Source organism: Clavibacter michiganensis subsp. tessellarius (assembly GCF_021922985.1).
Classification (GTDB): Bacteria; Actinomycetota; Actinomycetes; order Actinomycetales; family Microbacteriaceae; genus Clavibacter; species Clavibacter tessellarius.
Map to the genome: position 1 here is coordinate 1,418,135 of NZ_CP040788.1, position 13,239 is coordinate 1,431,373.

The 13,239-nt window shown below is 74.7% G+C and carries 16 protein-coding genes; 7 read left to right on the top strand and 9 right to left on the bottom strand.

All coding sequences use genetic code 11. The annotated features are described in order from the left end of the window. Positions 1-28 precede the first annotated feature (28 nt). Entirely contained in the window at positions 29-517 is a 489-nt protein-coding gene (locus FGG90_RS06480) for a VanZ family protein (RefSeq protein ID WP_094129038.1), read from the bottom strand. A gap of 241 nt (positions 518-758) precedes the next feature. Between FGG90_RS06480 and FGG90_RS06485 the strand changes: the two genes are divergently transcribed. After that, the gene (locus FGG90_RS06485; RefSeq protein WP_094129035.1) at positions 759-2,018 is read left to right on the top strand and encodes a cobalamin-independent methionine synthase II family protein; all 1,260 of its coding nucleotides are present in this window, start codon (positions 759-761) and stop codon (positions 2,016-2,018) included. A gap of 75 nt (positions 2,019-2,093) precedes the next feature. Here FGG90_RS06485 and FGG90_RS06490 read toward each other — a convergent pair whose 3' ends face one another. Then, a complete protein-coding gene (locus FGG90_RS06490) occupies positions 2,094-2,621 on the bottom strand; it encodes an adenine phosphoribosyltransferase (protein WP_094129032.1) in 528 nt (175 codons plus the stop codon). A gap of 124 nt (positions 2,622-2,745) precedes the next feature. On the opposite strand from FGG90_RS06490, the gene FGG90_RS06495 reads away from it, so the two are divergent. After that, on the top strand, positions 2,746-3,477 hold the full coding sequence (locus FGG90_RS06495; protein ID WP_094129029.1) for a M50 family metallopeptidase: 732 nt from the start codon (positions 2,746-2,748) through the stop codon (positions 3,475-3,477). 80 nt (positions 3,478-3,557) lie between these two features. Here FGG90_RS06495 and FGG90_RS06500 read toward each other — a convergent pair whose 3' ends face one another. The 5 genes from FGG90_RS06500 to FGG90_RS06520 are packed head-to-tail and all read right to left on the bottom strand — an operon-like array spanning position 3,558 to position 7,138. Further along, positions 3,558-4,391 (bottom strand): aldo/keto reductase, encoded by an 834-nt coding sequence (locus tag FGG90_RS06500; RefSeq protein WP_094129026.1) that lies wholly within the window; start codon positions 4,389-4,391, stop codon positions 3,558-3,560. A gap of 20 nt (positions 4,392-4,411) precedes the next feature. Beyond that, positions 4,412-5,035 (bottom strand): signal peptidase II, encoded by a 624-nt coding sequence (locus FGG90_RS06505; protein WP_094129023.1) that lies wholly within the window; start codon positions 5,033-5,035, stop codon positions 4,412-4,414. Between the two features lie 9 nt (positions 5,036-5,044). After that, complete coding sequence (locus FGG90_RS06510; RefSeq protein ID WP_094129019.1) at positions 5,045-5,566, bottom strand: hypothetical protein; 522 nt, start codon at positions 5,564-5,566, stop codon at positions 5,045-5,047. A gap of 49 nt (positions 5,567-5,615) precedes the next feature. Continuing rightward, positions 5,616-6,182, bottom strand: coding sequence for a type 1 glutamine amidotransferase domain-containing protein (locus FGG90_RS06515; RefSeq protein ID WP_094129016.1), 567 nt, complete (start codon positions 6,180-6,182; stop codon positions 5,616-5,618). A gap of 53 nt (positions 6,183-6,235) precedes the next feature. Continuing rightward, positions 6,236-7,138, bottom strand: coding sequence for an SMP-30/gluconolactonase/LRE family protein (locus tag FGG90_RS06520; RefSeq protein WP_094129013.1), 903 nt, complete (start codon positions 7,136-7,138; stop codon positions 6,236-6,238). 297 nt (positions 7,139-7,435) lie between these two features. On the opposite strand from FGG90_RS06520, the gene FGG90_RS06525 reads away from it, so the two are divergent. From FGG90_RS06525 to FGG90_RS06545, 5 genes are all read left to right on the top strand, one after another. Beyond that, positions 7,436-7,996, top strand: a complete 561-nt coding sequence (locus FGG90_RS06525) for a Dps family protein (protein WP_086516392.1) — start codon at positions 7,436-7,438, stop codon at positions 7,994-7,996. Between the two features lie 113 nt (positions 7,997-8,109). Then, on the top strand, positions 8,110-8,907 hold the full coding sequence (locus tag FGG90_RS06530; RefSeq protein WP_094129010.1) for an SDR family NAD(P)-dependent oxidoreductase: 798 nt from the start codon (positions 8,110-8,112) through the stop codon (positions 8,905-8,907). Continuing rightward, entirely contained in the window at positions 8,907-9,116 is a 210-nt protein-coding gene (locus FGG90_RS06535; protein WP_094129007.1) for a hypervirulence associated TUDOR domain-containing protein, read from the top strand. The genes FGG90_RS06530 and FGG90_RS06535 overlap by 1 nt, the downstream gene beginning before the upstream one ends. An 80-nt stretch (positions 9,117-9,196) precedes the next feature. Beyond that, positions 9,197-10,441 (top strand): sensor histidine kinase, encoded by a 1,245-nt coding sequence (locus FGG90_RS06540; RefSeq protein ID WP_094129004.1) that lies wholly within the window; start codon positions 9,197-9,199, stop codon positions 10,439-10,441. Continuing rightward, on the top strand, positions 10,438-11,100 hold the full coding sequence (locus tag FGG90_RS06545; protein WP_094129002.1) for a response regulator: 663 nt from the start codon (positions 10,438-10,440) through the stop codon (positions 11,098-11,100). The genes FGG90_RS06540 and FGG90_RS06545 overlap by 4 nt, the downstream gene beginning before the upstream one ends. A 65-nt stretch (positions 11,101-11,165) precedes the next feature. Here the strand turns inward: FGG90_RS06545 and FGG90_RS06550 are convergent, their stop codons facing one another. Both FGG90_RS06550 and FGG90_RS06555 read right to left on the bottom strand, forming a co-directional pair. Further along, a complete protein-coding gene (locus FGG90_RS06550; RefSeq protein ID WP_094128999.1) occupies positions 11,166-12,551 on the bottom strand; it encodes a D-alanyl-D-alanine carboxypeptidase/D-alanyl-D-alanine-endopeptidase in 1,386 nt (461 codons plus the stop codon). An 82-nt stretch (positions 12,552-12,633) separates the two neighbouring features. Then, positions 12,634-13,233 carry a recombinase family protein gene (locus FGG90_RS06555; RefSeq protein WP_094128995.1) on the bottom strand — a complete coding sequence of 200 codons (600 nt, stop codon included), beginning with the start codon at positions 13,231-13,233 and terminating at the stop codon, positions 12,634-12,636. Between the last annotated feature and the right edge of the window lie 6 nt (positions 13,234-13,239).

The window sequence follows — 13,239 nt, forward strand, 5'->3', positions numbered from 1 at the left end:
AGGCGGCGCGCGACGGCCGGCGCAGGGGTCAGCGGCGCGTCCCGACCAGGCGCTGCGGGCCCGTCGCGGCCGGTCGCGCGCGCTGGCGGAGGGCCCGGCGCCGGGCGTTCTCGGAGCGAGCCGTGAGGATCAGGACCACCACCACGCCGATGAGGGCGCCGAGGCCGTTGTGGACGATGTCGCGCACGTCGGAGACGCGCGTCGGGAGGAACGCCTGCGCGGTCTCGATGAGGGCGGAGAGGCCGACCCCGAGCGCGATCGCGAGCCACCAGCGGGATCGGCCGAGCAGGAGCACGAGGAACATGCCTACCGGCAGGAACATCGCGACGTTCGCGGCGCCCTCCACGGAGGAGTACGTGATCCACGAGGTGCCGTCGTGCCGGTGCAGCGCCCGCAGCGCGCGGAAGAGGAAGCCGTCGATGCGGCGGTCGTAGGGCTCCGGCGACAGCGTGATCCACGCGACGAGCCCGAGGTACAGGGCCGTCGCGGTTCCGAGGACGGGGTGGCGGAGGAGCATCCGTCCATCATCCGGGCATTCCCCTGGGTGCCGGATCCGCCGGAGGTGCCGGTTCCGTGACGTCATGTGGCGATCCGCCCCTCCTCGGGGCTGAGGCCGTGGCACCCTGTGCGTGCAGCGCATCCGCGAAGCCTCGCGTCCCGTCCGCACCCGCGACCGGGACACGCCTGCGATCAGTTCCCGCTCGCCGCGGGCGGTCGTGCAGGCCGCCCGACGGCACGAGAGACCCGCGGAGGTCCCCATGCCCGACAGCCCAGACCGGATCCTGACGTCCCACGCCGGCAGCCTGCCCCGGACGGACGCGCTCATCGCCGCCAACGCGGCGCGCGCCGAAGCCCGGGAGATCGCCGCCACGCGGCCGGACGCCGATGGCGGCGGCCCGGACGCCCCACCCGCCGACGACCTCGACGACGTCCTCGCCGACGCGGTCGACGGCCTCGTCGCCCGCCAGCGCGAGGTGGGGATCGCCCTCCCGGGCGACGGCGAGTACGGCAAGGCCATGTCGAGCGCGATCGACTACGGCGCCTGGTGGTCGTACTCGTTCCAGCGGCTCAGCGGCCTGGAGCTCGTGCCCGGCGGGCCGTTCTCCTCGGAGCCCGTGCGCAGCTCCCCCGGCCACGTGCGGCTGACGACCTTCCCCGACCGCCGCGACTGGACGACCTTCGCCGACGCCTACCGGGATCCGTCGAGCGGCATCACGGTCGGCGACGCCCCCCTCGACTTCCCGAGCGCCACCGGGCCCGTCTCCTACACGGGGCACCAGGCGATCCAGGCCGACATCGCGCACCTGAAGCACGCGCTCGACGCGAACGGGTACGAGCAGGGCTTCATCACGTCCCTCTCCCCCGGCAGCGCGTCGCGCATCGGGAACCTGCACTACGCGACCGAGGAGGAGTTCATCTGGGCGTGCGCGGACGCGATGCGCGAGGAGTACGTCGCGATCCTCGACGCGGGGCTCGTGCTGCAGATCGACGACCCGTCCATCGCGGAGAACTGGGACCAGATCAACCCGGAGCCGAGCGTGGAGGACTACCTGGCGTTCACGCGGATCCGGGTCGAGGCGCTCAACCACGCGCTGCGCGGGCTGCCGCAGGAGAGGATCCGCTTCCACCTCTGCTGGGGCTCCTGGCACGGACCGCACACGACCGACATCGAGTTCCGGCACATCGTGCGGACGATGCTCGACATCGACGCGGGCGCGTACTCGTTCGAGGGCGCCAACGCGCGGCACGAGCACGAGTGGCGCGTGTGGGAGGACGTGGAGCTGCCCGACGGGAAGGTCATCGTGCCGGGCGTGGTGGGGCACGCGACCAACGTGGTCGAGCACCCGGAGCTCGTGGCCGACCGGATCGAGCGCTACGCGCGGCTCGTGGGGCGCGAGCGCGTGGTCGCGTCGACGGACTGCGGGCTCGGCGGGCGGATCCACCCGCAGATCGCGTGGGCGAAGCTGGAGAGCCTGGCGCAGGGCGCGGAGATCGCGACCCGGCGGCTCTGGCGCTGAGGTCGCCGGCCGGGTGGAGCCCGGTGGACGGGGGCCGGACGCGTCGCGCGTCCGGCCCTCGGTCGCGAGGACGCGTCAGAGCGCGATGATCGCGTGCACGTCCCGGCCGGCGAGCCTCGCGCGACCGCCGAGGCCCTCGAGCTCGAGCACGACGCCGATGCCGGCGACCTCGTAGCCCGCGCGCTCCAGCAGGCGGGCGGCCGCGTCGAGCGTGCCGCCGGTCGCGAGGACGTCGTCGAGGAGCAGCACGCGGGATCCGGGCGCGAGCTGGCCGGGGTGCAGCTCGATGGCGGCCTCGCCGTACTCGAGGTCGTACGTCTCGCGCAGGACCTCGCCGGGGAGCTTGCCGGCCTTGCGCACCGCGAGGGTGCCGACGCCGGACGCGTAGGCCGCGGCCGCGGCGAGCAGGAAGCCGCGCGCCTCGACGCCGGCGACCGCGTCGACGGGACCGCCGGCGGCCACGAGGTCGTCGACCACGGCGCGGAGGGCGGGGCCGTCGGCGAGGACGGGCGTCAGGTCGCGGAACAGGATCCCGGGCTGCGGGAAGTCCGGGACGGTGAGCAGCAGGGAGCGGACGAGGTCGGATGCGGGGGTCTCGGGCACCCGACAACGGTAGTCGGTGGGCGGGCGGCGGCCGGCCGCCAGGTGGATGTGGTGGGCTGGGCGCTCCCCGCCCGCACCCGCATCCGCACCGCACCGCACCGCACCGCACCGCACCGAGGAGCCCATGGACCCCGTCAAGATCCTGCGCGACCTCGTCGCGCGCGCGACCGCCGTCGAGGCGCCGCTCGAGGCGGGACCCGCCCTCGTCGCCGTCGCGCTCGCCGTGGTGCTCGTCCTGGTGCCGGCCGCGTGGCGGATCACCCGCCATGCCGTGACGATCGTGCACGAGGGCGGCCACGGGCTCGCGGCGACGCTGAGCGGACGGCGGCTCGCCGGGATCCGCCTGCATTCCGACACCTCGGGCCTCACCGTGAGCGTCGGCCGGCCGCGCGGGCCGGGCATGGTCGTGACGCTGCTCGCCGGCTACCCCGCGCCCGCGCTCGCGGGCCTCGGCGCGGCCTGGCTCGCCGGGCAGGGCCGGTCCGCCGCCGTCCTCTGGCTGTGGCTCGTGCTGCTGGCGCTCGTGGTGATCCAGGTGCGCAACTGGTTCGGGCTGTGGTCGTGCCTCGTGGCGGGAGTGGTGGTCGGCGTGATCGCGGGCGTGGCGCCGATCGTCGTGCAGGGCGTCGCGGCCCACGCGCTCGCGCTGTTCCTGCTGCTCGGCGCCCTGCGCGCGACGCTCGAGCTGCAGCGCGCCCGGTCGCGGCGGGGCGGCGACGCCTCCGACGCCGACCAGCTCGGGCGGCTGACGCACCTGCCGGGGATCCTCTGGGTCGGCGTGCTCGTCGTCGTCGCGGCCGCCTGCCTCGTGGGCGGCGCGCTGCTGCTGGGGATCCCGACGCTCCTCGGCGCCTGACGCGGGCCGTCCACCCCGCGGACGACGCGGCCGCCGCGTCCCGGGGGACGCGACGGCCGCGGATGCCGGGACGGGTCCCGCTACATCTCCTCGTGCGTGTCCGGGTCGCCGTCCCAGAGGCGCGACTGCGGTCCGGATCCGATCAGGCGCACCTCCTCCTCGGTGAGCTCGAATCCGAAGACGTCGAGGTTGGTGCGCTGGCGCTCGGGATCCGTCGACCGCGGGATGGGCAGCGCGCCCGACTGGACGTGCCAGCGGAGGACCGCCTGCGCGGGGGTCACGCCGTGCGCCTCCGCAGCCGCCACCACGTGCGGGTCCTTCATCAGCTGCTCGCGCGTGCCGAACGGCGACCAGCTCTCGGTGACGATGCCGCGGCGCGCGTGCTCCGCGCGGAGCTCGGCCTGCGCGAAGGTCGGGTGCAGCTCGACCTGGTTGACGACCGGCAGCACGCCCGTCTCGTCCTCGAGGCGCTGCAGGTGCGCGGGCGTGAAGTTCGAGACGCCGATCGAGCGGACGAGGCCGCGCTCCTTCAGCTCGATGAACGCGCGCCAGCTGTCGACGTACTTGTCCACGCTCGGGTTCGGCCAGTGGATGAGGTACAGATCCACGTGGTCCACGCCGAGCGACGCGCGCGACTCCTCGAAGGACGCGAGCGTCTCCTCGTAGCCGTGGTGGCGGCCGGGCAGCTTGGTGGTGAGGAAGAGCTCCTCGCGCGGGACGCCGGAGCGGCGCATGCCCTCGCCCACCGCGGCCTCGTTGCCGTAGTTGAGGGCCGTGTCGAGCAGGCGGTACCCGGCGCCGATCGCGCCGGACACGAGCTCGGCGCCCGCGTCGTCGTTCAACCCGTACGTGCCGAGGCCGATGGCGGGGATGCGGTTCCCGTCGGACAGTTCCAGTGTGGGGATCGTGGTCATCCCCTCACGCTACGCCCGGGTCAGGCGCGGTCGACGGGAGCGGATCCCGCGCCGGTCGGGGCGTCGCCCGCGGCCGCGTCGTCCGTCTGGGCCGCGTCCCCGTCCGCCGCGTGGCGTCCGTCGGCGGCGTGGTCCCGGCCGAAGACCATCGTGACGGCCCACGCGATCATGCCGCAGACCGTGAGGATGTCGGCCACGTTGAAGACCGCGAACCACTCGACGGCGATGAAGTCCACGACGTGCCCGGACAGCGGCCCGTCCTCGGCCCGCGTGATGCGGTCGAAGAGGTTGCCGAGCGCGCCCGCCAGCACCGCGGTGAGCAGCAGCACCTGGAGCGTCGAGGCGCGGTGGCGGATCTGCCAGCCGACCCAGACGGCGAGGCCGAGCGCGAGCGCGATGATCCCGACGGTGAGCAGCGGGCCCACCTCGGCGCCCATGCCGAAGGAGACGCCGGGGTTGTAGACGAGGGCGAACCGCACGGTCGGGACGAGCTCGATCTGCCGGCCGCCGCCGAGGGCGTCCACGGCCCAGCGCTTGCTGATCTGGTCGAGGACGAAGCCGACGACCACCACGACCGCCGCGAGCGCCACGACGACGGGGCGGGAGGTGCGGGGACGGCGTGCGGCGGGGGGTGCGGTGGTCACGCGACGAGCCTAGGCGGTGGGCGCGGCGGGATCCTCCGGGCGGTCGTCGTCGGCGAGGGGCGCGGCGGCGGCGCGGTCGCGGATCCGCGTGGCCGCCTCGCGCGGGAACGTGCTGCGGACGAGGTGCCGCGTGCCGTCGGCCGACTCGAGGGAGACGGCGGGCCCGGCGTCCAGGAGGACGGCCGCTCCCCCGCCCGGCAGCGCGCGGACGCCGATGCCGCCGACGGTCCGCGGCCGGAGGTGGTCGACGACCGTGCAGTCGGCGATGGCCGCGTACGGGACGCGGATGCGCCGCAGCGGGACGAGGGCCACCTCGACGGCGTCGGCGTCCAGCGTGATGCGGATCCGGAGCGACCCGACCACCACGCCGGCGGCCAGGAGCACGAGCCCCGCGACGATCCCGACGGCGCCTCCGCCGGTCGCGACGACGACCACGAGGCCGAGCGCCGCGACCACCAGCCCGCCGAGGCGGATCGCGCGCGGGGCGGGCGTGGTCTGGCGGAAGCGCGCGTCGGGTGAGGGCGTGGTCACGCCCTCACCCTAGGTGGACGGGCCCTCCTGCCGGAGGTGCCGCGACGGGTCAGGCGTGCTGCTCGTCGTGCTCGCCCTCGGCGATCTCCTCGACGAGCTTCGCGCAGAACGCGGGCAGGTCGTCGGGGTTGCGGCTCGTGACGAAGCCGCTGTCGACCACGACCTCCTCGTCGACCCACTCGGCGCCCGCGTTGCGGAGGTCGGTGGCCAGCGTCGGGAACGAGGTCATGCGGCGGCCGTCGACCACGCCGGCCTCGATGAGGATCCACGGCGCGTGGCAGATGGACGCGACGGGCTTGCCCGCCGTGAAGAAGGCCTTCGCGAAGGCGACCGAGTCGGCGTCGACGCGGATGTCGTCCGCGTTCACGACGCCGCCGGGCAGCACGAGGCCGTCGTAGTCAGCTGCGTCGGCGTCCGCCACCCGCACGTCCACGTCGAACGTGTCGGCCTTGTCGATGTGGTTCAGACCCTGCACGGTGTCCGACTTCGGGGACACCAGCACGGGGGTGCCGCCGGCCTCCTGCACGGCCTTCCACGGCTCCGTCAGCTCGACCTGCTCGAAGCCGTCCGTCAGCAGGAAGGCCACCTTGCGGCCCTGGATGCTCTCTCCGGTCATGTGCGTTCCTCCTCGTGAGAGTGGTGCCGCCCGGTCGGACGGCGCTGTCGACGCTACGCGCGTGCGTCGCCGCCGACCACGGTGCGGAAGACGTTCACGGGTCGTCCGGAGACGGCCGTGTCGATCGCGAAGACGCCGCCCGAGAGCGGGTGTTCCTCGAGCTGCTCCTCCGTCATGTTCTCCCGCGCGGTGCCGATGACGAGGGTCCGGAGGTCGGGCCCGGCGAACGCGACCGACGTCACGTTCGGCGCGGGCACCTCGATCTCGAGGTCCTTCGAGCCGTCGGGCGCCCAGCGGATCACCTTGCCGCCGCCGTAGACGCCGTTCCACGCGTAGCCGTCGACGTCGAGGGTGAGGCCGTCGCTCATCTCGCCGTGGATCCAGCGCTCGAGGTCGCCGAGCTCGCCGTCGGCCGAGTAGGGCGCCCGGTAGACGGTCTGCTCCGACGTGTCGGTGAGGATCATGGTGCGACCGCCGTCGGTCCATTCGAAGCCGTTGGTGACGGCGAAGCCGCCGAGGAGCGTGCGCAGGGTGCCGGATCCGTCGATCGAGTAGACGGCCGCGTCCGGCTCGCCCTCGGTGACGTCCATGGAGCCGATGACGAAGCGGCCCTCCGGATCGACCTTGCCCTCGTTCATCCGGATGCCGTCGTGCGCGTGCGCGACGCGCGCGAGCTCGCGCGTGATCCGGCCCTCCCGGTCGACGAGCACGATCCGGTCGCCGAGCCCGGCGACGTACCCGCCGTCGTCGGCCGGCTGGAAGGACGCGAGCGGCGGCGGCAGCTCGAGCACCGTGTCGTCGGATCCGTCGACCGAGCCGGTCCACGGGCTCCGGTGCAGCGTGCCCGCGGTGATGTCGTTCCACATCACGTCGCCGGCGGGATCCCACCAGAGGCTCTCGACGAGGATCGCGCGGGCGTCGCGCAGGACGCGGAGGTCGGAGGTGAGGGCGCTCATGGATCCAGCCAAGCACCGGGAGCGGGCGGCCGTCCGGCGCGGTGGGCGACGCGGTGGCCGACGCGGTGGGCGACGGACCGCTCGTCCGCCGAGCGAACCGCCGGCCGCCCTGGCTGGACGCGCACTGTGAGCGCACTCACCGTTCGTGCGACACGGATCCGGCGGGCGTACCGTCGAAGGCAGGCCGGACGTCGCGCGAACGCGCGCCCGGCCCACGCGGGCCCGTCCCACCGGACGCCGCGCCGCACGGATCGGGAGACCCCCGACCCCATGAGAACGAGAACCGAGGAGTCGCACATGACCACGACCGTCGAACGCCCCACCGCCACCTCCGAGAAGGCCACGCAGCCCGAGGGCTCCAAGCCCACCAAGCGCCAGAACGCCGAACGCGGCTTCAAGGCCAGCCAGCAGCTGCACGAGAACATGCAGAAGGTGCTCGTCGACCTCATCGAGCTGCACATCCAGGGCAAGCAGGCCCACTGGAACGTCGTCGGCAAGAACTTCCGCGACCTGCACCTGCAGCTCGACGAGATCATCGAGTCGGCGCGCGAGTTCAGCGACGACCTCGCCGAGCGGATGCGCGCCCTGCACGCCACGCCCGACGGCCGCAGCGACACCGTCGCCGAGAACACGACGCTCCCCGAGTACCCGCAGGGCGAGGTCGACACGGCCGAGACCGTCGACCTCGTGACCCAGCGCCTCGAGGCCGCCGTGCACACCATGCGCGAGGTCCACGACGACGTCGACGAGGAGGACCCGACCACCGCGGACCTCCTCCACGGCTTCATCACGGCGCTCGAGCAGTACGCGTGGATGGTCTCCGCGGAGAACCGCCGCGTCGGATCCGCCGCCGAGTAGCGAGCGGCACCGACATCACGACCCGAGGGCCGCGCCACCAGGCGCGGCCCTCGTCGCGTCACGACCGCGACACCGCATCGACCGCCCGATCTGGGCACAGGAAGGAGACCGGGATGGACCTCGGGATCACAGGGAAGACCGCGCTCGTCACGGGCGCCGACTCGGGGATCGGGTGGGAGACCGCCCGCATCCTCCTCGCCGAGGGCGCGACCGTCGTCCTCAGCGACCAGGACCAGGGCTCGCTCGACGAGGCCGCCGCGAAGCTCGACGGGGGCGACCGCGTGCACGCGTTCGCGGCCGACGTGACGAGCGTCGAGTCGCTCGCCGCGCTACACGACAAGGTGCAGGAGGCCGTCGGCGACATCGACATCCTCGTGCAGTCCGCGGGCATCACCGGCGCGCAGGGCCTGTTCCACGAGATCGACGACGCGGGCTGGACGAACACCATCGAGGTCGACCTCCTGGGACCCGTGCGGCTCGTCAAGCAGTTCCTCCCGTCGCTCCGGAAGGGCGGCTGGGGCCGGATCGTGTTCCTCGCCTCCGAGGACGCCGTGCAGCCGTACGACGACGAGCTCCCCTACTGCGCCGCCAAGGCCGGGATCCTCGCGCTGTCGAAGGGCCTCTCGCGCAGCTACGCGAAGGAGGGCCTGCTCGTGAACGCGGTGTCGCCCGCCTTCATCCACACGCCCATGACCGACGCGATGATGGAGAAGCGCGCCGACCAGCTGGGCACCTCGAAGGACGACGCGATCGAGTCGTTCCTCGACGAGGAGCGCCCCTACATGGAGCTCAAGCGCCGCGGCGAGCCCGCCGAGGTCGCCAACGTGGTCGCGTTCCTCTGCTCCGACCTCGCGTCGTTCGTGAACGGCTCGAACTACCGCGTCGACTCCGGATCGGTGGCGACGATCTGATGGCCGGCCTCTCGAAGGGCGACCACGTCACCTGGAACACGCCCCAGGGCGAGACGCACGGGAAGGTCGTCGAGGAGAAGACGAAGGACTTCCAGCACGACGGGCAGCACTTCACCGCGTCGGGCGACGAGCCCGCGTACATCGTGGAGAGCGACAAGTCCGGCAAGACCGCGGCCCACAAGGGATCCGCGCTGACGAAGAAGAAGTAGCGCGGCCTCCCCCGCGGGTACCGGCGACCGGTACCCGCGGGGGGCGACCCGCTCTCGGACCCGCGCCTAGGCTGTGGCCGATGGACACCGGGACCGCCGAGACGACGCGCGCGCGCACGCCGCGCGCCCCGCGGCACCGCGACGGCGCCGAGGTCGCCGTGGACGCCGTCGTCGGGATCGTGCTCGCGGGCATCGCCGTGCGGCCGCCGCTGGACGTGCAGGAGGCGGGCCTCCCCGTGGCCGCTTTGGTGGTCCTCGCGGTCGTCGCGCGCTCGGCGCTCCCCGGGGTGGCGCTCGCGCTGGCCTGGGTGATGGCGCTGGCGCAGTGGCAGCTGGGCGAGCGCCCCGGCTTCGCCGACCTCGCCCTCCTCCTCGTGCTGTACTCCACCGCCCGGCGGGGGTCGCGCCCCACGGTCATCCTGGGCGGCGCGTCCGCGGTCGTCGGCGGCGTGATGGCCACGGTCTACCTGCTGCACACGGGCGCCCGCTACTCGCTCCTCATCAGCCCCGGCGGCCTCGGCGCCATGATCTTCGTCGCGGCACCGGTCCTGATGCTGCTCCTCGCCTGGCTCACCGGCCTCGTGGTGCGCGTGATCCGCGCCCGCTCGACCGAGTCGCGGCTCCGCGTCCAGGCCGAGGACACCGCCGTCAAGGCCGTCGACCTCGCGCACGCCGAGACGCTGCGGGCGAGCATGGCGCGCGACGTGCACGACATCGTCGGGCACTCGCTCGCGGTGATCATCGCGCAGGCCGACTCGGTGCAGTTCCTCGACGACGAGGAGCGGATCCGCGGCGTCTCCGCCACCATCGCCGACACCGCGCGCCGGTCGCTCGCCGAGGTGCGCGAGGTGCTGAGCGGCACGAGCACGGCCGAGTCCGACGACGGGCCCGAGGACCTCGACGCGGTCGTGGCGCAGGTGCGGGCGGCCGGGGTCGACCTCGTGCACGAGGTGCGCGGCCAGCGCCGCGCGGTGGATCCGGCCCGCCAGGTCGTCGTGCGCCGCGTCGCCCAGGAGATGACCACCAACGCCATGCGGCACGGCGCCGCCGGCGGCCGCATCCGGCTCCGCGAGACCTGGCGCGCGGCCGACGTGGTGCTCGAGGTCGAGAACCCCGTCGTCCCGCCGAGCGCCGTCCGCGACCGCACGGGCCCGCTCGGGCTCGAGTCACTGCGCCTCGGCACCGGCGTCGAGGGCATGCGCGCCCGGCTCGCGGCCGTCGGCGGCGACCTCGAAGCCGAGGCCGTCGACGACCTGTTCACCGCCCGGGCCAGGATCCCCCTGCCGGACGCCCGCCCCCTCACCGTGCCGGGAGGCCGCCCGTGATCCGCATCGTGCTCGTCGACGACCAGGAGCTGTTCCGCGGCGGCGTGCGCGTCGCCCTCGACGCCCAGCCCGACCTCCAGGTCGTCGGCGAGGCCGGGGACGGCAGGCAGGGGCTCGCGGTGATCGACGAGGTGCGACCCGACGTCGTGCTGCTCGACATGCGGATGCCCGTGATGGACGGCCTCGAGACCGTGCGGGCGCTCTTCGACGGCTCGCGCGCCGAGCCGCCGCGGGTCATCGTGCTGACGACGTTCGCGCTCGATCGCGCCTCGGCCACGGCCATCCGCGGCGGCGCGAGCGGCTTCCTCCTCAAGGACGCGACGCCCGCCTTCCTCGCCGCGGCGATCCGCGCGGTCCACGCCGGCAGCGCCGTGCTCGCGCCCGACGAGCTCACGCAGCTCTTCACGTCGGACGCCGCCGCCGCGCCCGCTCCCCCGGCGCCGCCCGCGTTCCGCTCGCTGAGCGCGCGCGAGAAGGACGTCTTCGGGCACGTGGCCAGGGGCCTGTCGAACGCGGAGGTCGCGGCGCTCGAGTTCGTCAGCGAGTCGACCGTGAAGACGCACGTCAGCAGCATCCTCGCCAAGCTCGCGCTCCGGGATCGCGTGCAGCTCGTCGTGTACGCGCACGACCACCGGCTCGTGGAGCGGTCGGGGGCGTAGGCGCCACCGGCCTGCCCGGCCGACGCGACCGGCGCGACCGGCCCGAGCGGCCCGCGACCCCGGCGTCAGCCGCCGAGCGCGCCGCCGCAGCGCTGAAGGTCGGTTGCGAGGGCGTCGACCTCCGCGCGCGCGGACTCCGCGGGGACGGACGGATCCACGTCCTCGGCCCAGATGGTGAAGGCGACCTCGGTGCCGTCCTCCGCGTCGGCGATGCCGGTGAGGCCGTGCATCCGCTCGAGCGTGCCCGTCTTGCCGCGGATGCGGCCGGCCGCCGCGTCCTGCTCGCCCGCGAAGCGCCCGCCCTCCGCGAGCGTGCCCGTGCGCCCGGCGACGGCGAGGCCGGCGTCGACGATCGCGAGGTCGTCGACGTGCCGCGCGATGCGCGCCATGAGCCGCGTGAGGAGCTCGGCCGGCACGCGGTTCGCGTCCGACAGGCCCGACCCGTCGACCAGCACGACGCCCGCCATCGGCAGGTCGAGCCCCGCGAGCGCCTCCGGGGTGCCGCGCTGGATGTCGGTGGCCGCGCTGCCCGCGCCCGTCTCGATCGCGACGAGGCGCGCGAGCGTCTCGGCGAGCGTGTCGTCGGAGTGCGTGAGCATGTGGCCGACGAGGTCGCGCACGGGCGCCGACTCGACCGTGGCCAGCACGGCGGATCCGGGGGCGGCCGTGACGAGCGGGCCGTCCGCGGCCACGTCGTCGCCGAGGAGCGCGGCGAAGGCGTCGGCGGCGCGCGCGACGGCCGCGTCCCCGCGACGGGAGTACGGGACCGCGGGGTCGTCGCGGTCGCCGTCCACCATGAGCGCCGTGATGTTCGACATGGATCCGCCCCGCCGTGCCGCGAGCGGCCACTCCGGCAGCCAGGCGGGCCCGGTGAAGAGGCTGCTGTCGACCTGGAGGCGGCGGATCGGGACGCCGGCGGTGGCGGGATCGGCGCGCCGGGCGTCGCGCACCTGGCGCGCGAGGTCGTCGAGGTGGGGCGCGCCCGGGTAGACGCCGTCGGTGCCCGTGGGCAGGCGGCTGAGGGTGGGGTCGCCGCCGCCCACGAGGACCACCGTGTCCGGGCGCGGGCCGGCGACGACGCGCGTGGCGATGCGGCGGTCCGGGCCGAGCGACTCCACGGCGGCCGCGGCGGTGAGGACCTTCATGGTGCTCGCGGTGGGGGCCGGCACGTCGCCGCGCACGTCGACCAGCGCGGCGCCCGCGTCGTCGCCGGCGTCCGCGGCGCTCAGGTGCAGCGTGCCCGTGGACCATCCGGCCGTGAGCGCGTCGACGGTGCAGGTGTCGGGGTCCGCCGACGCGCCGGCGAGGGGCGCCGGGAGGATCCCGGTCGCGAGGCCCGCGCCCACCACGGCGGTCGCGACCACGGCCGCGAGCAGCGCGTCCCGGCGACGGGCCACCCGGCCGCGGGGACGCCGGCGCGGCGCGGCGCGGGCGGGGCGGGATCCGGTCATCTCCCCAGGGTAGGAAACCCGTGTCGCGCGCACCTCCGCCGCGGGTGCCGCTGGCTCCCCCGCGCGGACGATCCGCCGCGGCTCAGCGCAGCAGGCCGCCCGTGCGCCCCGACTCGGCCCAGGCCAGCGCGCGCGTGACGACGCGCTCGCTGACGTCGAGCACGCGGGCGATCTCGCCGGTGTCGCGCCCCTTCGAGCGCTCCTCGACGGCGATCTGGAGCTTGCGACGCGTGATGCCCTTGGGCAGCGACGGCAGCTGGGGCGCCGTCGGCGCGGGTGCCGCGGCGGGCTCGGCGGGCCGGCGGCGGCGCTTCTCCTCGGCGGTGACCGCGTCCACCGTGGCGAGCGCGAGCGTGACCGCGAAGAGGCCGCGGCCGGCCTCGGTGCCCGCCTCCAGCCCGTCGCGGACGGCCCGGAACGCGATGCCGCGCGCCTCGAGGGAGTTGAGGATCCGCACGACGTCGGCCGATCCCGGCCCCAGCCGGTCGAGGCTGACGACGAGCAGCTCGTCGTTCTCGCGGAGGTAGTCGAGGGCGTCCTGGAGGCTCGGGCGCGCGGCCTTGGGGCCGGCGGCGACGTCGACGAAGATGCGCTCGCAGCCCGCCGCGTCGAGGGCGTCGACCTGGTCCTGGTACGACTCGTCGGCGCGCGCGACGCGCGCGTACCCCACCAGCGTGGTCATGCGCCC